Source organism: Steroidobacter agaridevorans (genome assembly GCF_009932555.1).
Lineage (GTDB): Bacteria > Pseudomonadota > Gammaproteobacteria > Steroidobacterales > Steroidobacteraceae > Steroidobacter > Steroidobacter agaridevorans.
This window is the reverse complement of the sequence record NZ_BLJO01000004.1, coordinates 129,017-136,939: the sequence shown is the minus strand read 5'-3', so window position 1 is coordinate 136,939 and position 7,923 is coordinate 129,017. Positions and strand designations below refer to the sequence as shown.

At 62.5% G+C, this 7,923-nt stretch carries 8 protein-coding genes; 5 read left to right on the top strand and 3 right to left on the bottom strand.

The genetic code is table 11. The features are described 5' to 3' along the window. Window positions 1-544: response regulator (locus tag GYH35_RS15265; RefSeq protein WP_161828912.1), on the top strand; the 544-nt coding region annotated here is incomplete at its 5' end. Between the two features lie 50 nt (window positions 545-594). On the opposite strand, the gene GYH35_RS15260 is transcribed toward GYH35_RS15265, so the two are convergent. Continuing rightward, entirely contained in the window at window positions 595-1,065 is a 471-nt protein-coding gene (locus GYH35_RS15260; RefSeq protein ID WP_161828911.1) for a hypothetical protein, read from the bottom strand. Between the two features lie 7 nt (window positions 1,066-1,072). Next, window positions 1,073-2,494 carry a GMC oxidoreductase gene (locus GYH35_RS15255; RefSeq protein WP_161828910.1) on the bottom strand — a complete coding sequence of 474 codons (1,422 nt, stop codon included), beginning with the start codon at window positions 2,492-2,494 and terminating at the stop codon, window positions 1,073-1,075. 144 nt (window positions 2,495-2,638) lie between these two features. Between GYH35_RS15255 and GYH35_RS15250 the strand changes: the two genes are divergently transcribed. Then, the gene (locus GYH35_RS15250; RefSeq protein ID WP_161828909.1) at window positions 2,639-3,499 is read left to right on the top strand and encodes a pseudouridine synthase; all 861 of its coding nucleotides are present in this window, start codon (window positions 2,639-2,641) and stop codon (window positions 3,497-3,499) included. A 2-nt stretch (window positions 3,500-3,501) separates the two neighbouring features. Here GYH35_RS15250 and GYH35_RS15245 read toward each other — a convergent pair whose 3' ends face one another. Further along, window positions 3,502-4,398 carry an acyl-CoA thioesterase gene (locus GYH35_RS15245; RefSeq protein ID WP_161810772.1) on the bottom strand — a complete coding sequence of 299 codons (897 nt, stop codon included), beginning with the start codon at window positions 4,396-4,398 and terminating at the stop codon, window positions 3,502-3,504. A gap of 213 nt (window positions 4,399-4,611) precedes the next feature. On the opposite strand from GYH35_RS15245, the gene GYH35_RS15240 reads away from it, so the two are divergent. The 3 genes from GYH35_RS15240 to GYH35_RS15230 are packed head-to-tail and all read left to right on the top strand — an operon-like array spanning window position 4,612 to window position 7,874. Next, the gene (locus tag GYH35_RS15240; protein WP_161810771.1) at window positions 4,612-5,349 is read left to right on the top strand and encodes a PspA/IM30 family protein; all 738 of its coding nucleotides are present in this window, start codon (window positions 4,612-4,614) and stop codon (window positions 5,347-5,349) included. A gap of 18 nt (window positions 5,350-5,367) precedes the next feature. Then, window positions 5,368-7,023 (top strand): AAA family ATPase, encoded by a 1,656-nt coding sequence (locus GYH35_RS15235; protein ID WP_161828908.1) that lies wholly within the window; start codon window positions 5,368-5,370, stop codon window positions 7,021-7,023. After that, window positions 7,020-7,874: a hypothetical protein gene (locus tag GYH35_RS15230; RefSeq protein WP_161810769.1), complete on the top strand. Its 855-nt coding sequence runs from the start codon at window positions 7,020-7,022 to the stop codon at window positions 7,872-7,874. Before GYH35_RS15235 ends, GYH35_RS15230 begins: the two co-directional genes overlap by 4 nt. Window positions 7,875-7,923: the final 49 nt, after the last annotated feature.

The following is a 7,923-nucleotide window of genomic DNA, read 5'->3' as shown; positions in this document are numbered from 1 at the left end:
ATTGGGGCTGGCCACCGTGCGTCGTATCGTCAGCCTGCTCGAGCATCCGTTGAACGTCCGCTCGACGCTGGGCCGCGGCTCGCGTTTCAGCATCGAAGTGCCGCTCGCCGATCCGAACAAGATTCATTCGGGCGCCGCGACCATCGAGCAGAAGGTGCCGAACCTGATCGGCGGCAAGCTCATCATGGTCATCGACGACGAAGAGTCGGTGCGCCTCGGCATGCAGAGCCTGCTGGAGAGCTGGGGCTGCAAATGCATCACCGCCATGGATTCGGACCAGGCATTGGCCAGCATCAACGGTCGCGTGCCGGACTTCATCATCGCGGACCTGCGCCTGCGCGGCGATCGCAATGGCATCGACGCCATTCGCGAGCTGCGTGCAAAACTGGGCGAAATTCCCGCAGTGCTGATCTCAGGCGATACGGCGACGGAACAACTCCGGAAGGTCAGCGCTGCCGGCCTGACGATGATGCACAAGCCGCTGAAAGCCGTGCGCCTGCGCGCCCTGCTCAATCACGAATTCGCGAAGAAACAGCGCGCCTGATCAAGCCGCGCGGCCAGACCTTTATCACCTTCGGCAGTCGACGGTCGAATTCATGCCTTGCTGAACGTGGACGGGTTGCTGTACACGAATGGATTCCGGCAAGCCGGGATCGTCCCGCTATAGACAATCTGTTCGCGCTTCGGATCGGGCACGCGGAAGAAGTTGCTGCCGATCAGATACTCCGTCAGCACATGTCGTTCGAGACCTTCCAAACCGTCGCGCGCTTTGGAAATGTGCGCCGGCAACCACGGCCCGAAGCGATCGGCGAACACGGTCACCTTCACTTCCGTGCGCTGCATACGCTCGCTCGCCAGCATCTCCTTGATGAATGCTTGCAGCGAGGCGGCATCGAGATCGATGCCCGGCAAGTTCTCTCTGACGACCCGTTCGATCCAGGTCGCGCGGTAGTTGGTCAGCTGCTCCCACGAGGCAGCACCGAAGACCCCGAGCGCGACAGCGGCGCTGGCGCCACCGATGAGCAGCTTGCGTCGGCCGGGCGAGAATGTGCTCGTTTGTTTCATTGCGATCTCACGCGATCAAGGCAGCACTGCGCAGGGACAGCGCGGCCACACTCAAGCTGGGATTCGAGTTCGGGCCGGACGGAAACACCGACGAGCCGACGACCACGAGATTGCGCACGTCGTGGTGGATCTGCTTGGCGTCGATCACCGACGACGCCCGGTCGTTGCCCATGCGCAGCGAACCCTGGATGTGAGATTCGGTATCGCGCATGCCCTTGAAGTCGATGCGTTCGACCGGCAGCGGCTCGAGCACCTTCTTGATGTTCGTCAGCGACTCTTGCAGGCCGCGCTTGGCATAGTCCGAAACGTCTGCGTGCAGCACCTTCGGCATGCCGTCGTCATCGAGCACCACACGGTTCGAGTCCTGCGGCAGATCTTCCACGACGACCACCAGCGGCGCGAACTGCCGCCAGCGGCCATATTCCTTGCGCAAGCCATGCGGCCAGCGGTTGTCGAAATAGATCAACGCGCCCGCGTAGTCCTTGCGGAACGGGCCGTCGTACAGCGAATAATTCAGCGCGGTCGTGATCGTGCCGCCGTCGAGGCTGTCCACGCCGTCGAGCAATACTTCCAGCTGGTAGCCGACTTGTTCGTGAATGCCCACACCGGTCAATGGATGATCGATCCCGGAACGCAACAGGATGGCGGGGCTATGAATGGCGTTCGCACCCAGCACGAACAGATCGCCGGTGACTCGATGCTCGGCCCCGTCTCTCTTATAGATAGCGGCGCTCACCGTGCCGCCGGCATGATCGAAGTGCGTCACTTCGCAGTCGGTGCGGATCTCGACGTTGGGATGCTGGCGCAGATTCGTGAACCCATTCTCGAATGTGAACTTCGCATTCACCGGACACAAGTTGCATTGTGCCGACGCACAGCATGGCGGGCGTCCAGCATCTGCGACACTGGCGCGCGCCGTGGCGATAGGGAAATGAAACTGCGGCTGAGCCTTGCGCATGATCGCGTCGACCGCCGTCTGCTTGTGCGGCGGCTGAGGAAACGGCCCCGAGCGCGGCAGGATCTCGCCCATTTCCGGCGAGCCGGCCACCGACATCTTGGTTTCAGCCGCGAAGTAGTACGGCTCCAGCTCGTCGTAATCGAGCGGCCAGTCCTGCGCCACGCCATATTGGCTGCGCATCCGGAAATCGCTGGGATGAAAGCGCGGTGTCTGCGCGTACCAACAGTTGGTGCCGCCGCCGACTCCGATCGTGAAGTTCCAGACCTTCTTCGCCGCATCGGTCCGGAACGTCGAGCTGGGCACGATCGGCGAGTTCCTGTTTTGCTCGAGCTGCCAGGCGTGCGAATTGAACGTGCCGCGTTCGAGCATCAGGATCTTCGCCGCCGGCCGCCGGCTCAGGTATCCCTCGACAAAGAACAACGAACCGAACCCCGAGCCGACCACGACGACATCGAAATGCTCTTGAACCATCCGTCCTCCGAACGCGCATCGGATTTAAACCGACGCGGGACCAGTTGGTTCCGCGTACACGTAGATTTTGCGTGCATGCCTGAGAGCACACTGCGGGTTTCCGTGTAAGCTTGTCCCCATCAAGCAACACGTTGAAACTATTTCATGCCCCGAACTTCCGAGACCGCCGCTAAAGGCGTCAGACTGCAAAAAGCCATGGCCGATGCCGGCCTGGGTGCGCGGCGCGATTGCGAAGAAATGATTGTCGCCGGACGCGTACAGGTGAATGGACGCGTCGTGACAACCCTGCCCTGTTTCGTTGAGCCTGCAAGCGACGTGGTCGAGCTCGACGGCGAAGTCATCGAGCTGCCGATTCCGGAAGGCAGCGCCGATGCGGGCGATACTGGCAAGACGGCCTCGAAGGCGCGCACCTTCATTTATGTTTTGATCAACAAGCCGAAGGGCGTTATCACGACCACGAGCGACCCCGAAGGCCGCCGCAACGTTCTCGACCTGGTGCCGCACTCGTTGCGTCAGGACGAGCGATTGTTTCCTGTCGGCCGGCTGGACGGCGATTCCACCGGATTGCTGCTGATCACGAACGATGGCGACCTGGCGTATCAGCTCACGCATCCGAAGTTCGGCGTCGCCAAGGAATATCGCGTGCTGACCTCCGGCCTCGCCAGCGACGAGCAGCTGCAGAAACTTCGCGCCGGCATGTATCTGGTCAATCCGACGGGCGATGGAACGAAGACATCGAAGCGCGCTTCGATGGAGTCCGTGCGCATCATCAAACGTTTCGTCGATCGAGCGCGCGGCGATCGGACGATGCTCAGCGTGACATTGCGCGAAGGTCAGAATCGAGAGATCCGCCGCATGCTCGCGCGTGTCGGATTAAAAGTGCGCGAATTGGAACGAGTGGCGATTGGCCCACTACGCGCGGGCGATCTCAAGCCTGGCCAGGCGAAGCTGCTCGGCAAGAAAGATGTGGAGAAGCTGCGAGCCGCGACGCTGAGCAGCGACTGAATTTAGCGAGGCTGCTTGTCGAGCAGTCGAATCAATCCTTCCTGCGCGACCGACGCGACGAGTTTGCGGTCGCGGCTGAACATCTCCGCTCGCGTCAGCCCGCGAGCGCCGCCGGCGAACGGACTCACCGCCTCGACCAGAATCCACTCATCCGCTCGCGGCGGACTATGGAACCACATGGCGTGGTCGAGGCTGGCCATCATCACATCCTTGTTCTGCATCGCCGTCGGATGTTTCAGCAAGGCGGTCGACACCAGGAAGTAATCCGAGAGATACGCCAGGCCCGCCAGCTGGGTGAGCGGATCCTGCGGCAGCGGCGAGGCGGAGCGAATCCAATACTGGGCCCGCTGCAACGACTGCTTGCGGAGCATGAACATCTCCGGATTCACCGGCTTCAATTCGATGATGCGCTGTTGCGAAAGCAGCGCGACGGCCCCTTGCGGCAGGCGGTCGCCGAACTTCTCCACCAGCTGTTGCACGTCCATCAGATCTTCCGGATCGGGCACATCGCCGCTGACCGTCACTTCGTGCTGCAGACCTTCCTCCTGCCGGTGGAAGGACAGCTCCATATGGAAAATCGGCCGCGATCGCTGCCGGGCCACGACGCGGCGGGTCGAGAAACTGCCGCCATCGCGCGTCAATTCCACGTCGTAGATGACGGGAATGTCGCTGGCGCCGGCGAGCAGGAAATAGCCGTGCAGCGAGTGACAGATGCGGTCCGCCGCCACCGTGTGCTGGGCGGCTTTCAGGCCCTGGCCCAGGATCTGCCCGCCGAACAGCGTGCGATTGACGTTGATCTGATTGACCTGGCTGCGGAACAGATTGGTGTCGAGCTGCTCGAGTTCCAGCACTTCACGCAGACACTTCGGAGCCGGGGGCGGCGAAATCGGGGTGGCCATGCCGGCGAGTGTAGCATCCGGGCATGGGCCTGCTGGGCAGGATGTCCGAATGCAGCGGGCACATGGACGTGCAGGAGCTGCCACCGGTGGCGGCGGGCCACTCACCGGCGGTGAGCGGCCGCCGACCCTCGAGCCCTACTCGGAGTCTGCTAATTTGGTTAGGCTTTGCGCAATTTTTACGGCCTTGACCGGTAACGGAACCTCGGAGGGTGCATGTTCAGCCGTCTTGGAAACCTGATCAAAGGCTTCTTCTCCCTCTTCATCTCGGGCATCGAAAAACGCAACCCCGAGGCCCTGCTCGAGCTGGAGCAGGAGAACCTGCGCAAGCAGATCGCCAATTTCAATCAGGGCCTCGCCACTCACGCCGGTCTGTGCGAACGGATCATGGGCCAGGTGCGCAAGCTCGAAGCCGAACAGAAAGACCTGCGCGCCAAGACGGCTGCCCATCTGCGCGCCGGTAATAAGTCGGCTGCCGGTCAGTACGCCCTGCGCCTGCAGACCATCGAGTCGCAGCTCGAAGAGAACCGCAAGCAGCTCGAAGCGGCCGAAGGCACTTACAAGAATCTGGTCAAGGCCCGCGACGTGGCGGTGCAGACCGCCCGCGCCAAGATCGAAAGCTTGAAGGGCGCCATCAACGACATGAAGATGAATCAGGCCATGGCCGAGATCCACGAGATGGCCTCGGGCATGATCACCAGCATCGGCGGCTCGGGCGACACGCTCAATCGCCTGCACGAAATGGTCGAGGAAGAGCGCACCAAGGCTGCCGGCCGCGCCCGCGTCGCCAAGGACTCGATCGACATGACCGACGTCAACGTGCAGGAAGCCGAGATGAATGCGCTGGCCGACCAGGCCCTCGCCGACTTCGCCGCGCGCGAGGGCATTTCCATCGAAGGCACCGCGCCGGCCACGCCGGCTACGCGCACGATGGGTACGCAGTCCGAATCGTAACAAGCGGACGAGAAGGCGATGCCTGCACCGCATGGAGCACCGGCCTGGGCCAACGAGCTAGCGCTTGCCTATGAAAGCGGCGCGCACGGGCAATTCATTCTGTACGGCAACGTGCACGATCGGATTGCCGTCGGCGCGCAGCTGGTCGGCTTGGCCGGTTATCTCGAAAGTCACCTGCTCTCCAGCTTCCAGGTCGTGCTCTCTTACGATCTGGGCAACGGCATCACCATCGAGCGCGGTGGCGAGCTGGTAGAGAAATGGGCCGGCGCGAACCTGAAGGCCATGCCGCGCGAGCCGCAGCCGGCGCTGCATTGGATCAGCCGATACCTGCGCTATCTCGGCAACCTGCGCGCGCTCGGCCGCGAAGTGAAAGAAAACGTCGCAGTCATCTTGCGAGGCGTCGATCACATCGTGCCCGCCGATGGCGCCGGCTTCGAACACGGCAGCCTCACGAGTGTGCTGCGCGACTGGTCATCCGAAGCGCCGTTCGCCGATCTGTCTTTCACCAGCATTCTGATCGCCGACAACCTCAATGACGTTGAGCCGTTGGTCGCGTTCAGCACGCATGCCTCACGCATTCGCGTGCCGCTGCCGGATTCGGCAGAGATCGAACGCGCGCTGACGCTTTTGCGCACGCATGAACCGAAGGCTTTTCCGCCGGAGGCGAATCTCGCGCAGATCGGGGCGGCGTTGGTCGGTGTGACGATCTCGGCTTTGGAAAGCCTGGTCAAAATCCGCGACCACTCCGGTCAAGCGCTGAGCAGCGCGGATCTCACTCGCATCAAGAAAGAGCTGGTGGAGCGCGACTCCGCCGGGCTGGTCGAATTCATCGAGTCGGCTCGCACCCTCGATGCGTATCACGGCCAGGAAGCGTTGAAGCGCTGGCTGCGTCAGGACATCAAGCTCTGGCAGACCGGCGATCTCAAAGCGCTGCCCATGGGCTATCTGCTGTGCGGCCCGGTCGGCACCGGCAAAACGTTTCTGGTCGAATGTCTCGCGGGCGAGGCGGGCGTGCCGGTCGTCAAGCTCAAGAACTTCCGCGATCGCTGGGTGGGCTCGAGCGAAGGCAACCTGGAAAAGATCTTCCGTTTGATCCGCGCGCTTGGCCGCTGCATGGTGTTCATCGATGAAGCCGACCAAACGCTCGGCCGTCGCGATTCGGGCAGCGGTGACAGTGGCCTGTCGGGCCGTCTGTATTCGATGATTGCGCAAGAAATGTCGGATTCGTCGAATCGCGGCCGCGTGTTGTGGATCCTGGCGTCGTCGCGGCCTGATTTGATCGAGGTCGATTTGAAACGTCCCGGCCGCGTCGACGTGAAAGTGCCGCTGCTGCCGACCAGCACGCACACCGAAAGCGCCGCGCTGATCGGCGCGCTCGCGAAGCGCTACGGGCTGCAGTTGAACGATGCCGACCTCGCTGCGCTTCAATCGCGCATGCCGTTGTTGCTGACGCCGGGCGCGGCTGAAGCGCTCGTCGTCAAAGCTTACCGTCGCGTTCGCACGGAAAGTCTGGAGCCGCGCGCCGCGTTGGATGCGTGCCTGGTCGGTTATCAAAACCCGGTGCCGGCCGATGTGCTGGAATTCCAGATGCGAATCTCGATTCGCGAAGCCACCGATCTCGCCTTCGTGCCGCCGGCGTTCCACAAGTACGCCGAGCCCACTGCTGCGCCATGAGCGGCTCACGCTCTTATCTCGCCGCCGCCTTCAACGCCCGCCCTTTCGGCATGCCCGTGCCGCCGAACTGGTTCGGTATCGCCGCGTTTGCCTTGCTCGGCGCGTTCGTGAATCCCGGCCTGTGGTTGATTGGCGCGGGGTTGGAAGGTTTGTATCTCTGGGTTGTGTCCCGCAATGAACGCTTCCGAGCCACCGTCGACGCGGGCGGCAAAGGCGACGATTGGGTCGCGCGTTACAACGCGCTCAGCTATCACCTCGACGAAGACGCTCGCCGCCGCCAGGAGTCGATCGAGTTTCAGGCGCGGGAGATCGTCGATCTCTTGTCACGCACTGGCGCGACGGAAATGCAAAAAAGCGATGTGCGGCAGATGGCGTGGCTGCATCTGAAGCTGCTCGCCGCCCGGGCTTCCGTGCTTCAAGTGATCAATTCGGCAGAGCGGGAAAAACGCGCGCTCGAAGAGCAGGAACGTCGGGTCATCGACCGGCTGTCGGAAGACGCCATCGGCGACGAACTGAAGCGCAGCCTGGAACAACAACTCGAAGTCCTCCGCTCCCGCCGCGCGGGCCATGCGGACGCTCAGCATCGCCGTGAGCTGATCGAAGCTGAACTGGAACGGTTGCGTCAGCAGGTTTCGTTGGTGCGTGAGCAGGCGTTGCTCGCCACGGATGAACATAGTGTCGCGTCGTCGTTGGATGCGTTGTCGGCATCGTTGAACGAAGCGAACCGTTGGCTCAAGGACCAACGCGAACTGTTCTCTGGCCTGGACGGGCTGACCGATGAGCCGCCGCCGGAAGATTTGCTCCGGCCCCGCGCGAGCACGAGACGCCGCGGCGAACGGATCGCGCAATGAGTAAGAAGGTTTTGCACGGGAGAGAAGCAGAGATGAGCCCGCTGCCGTC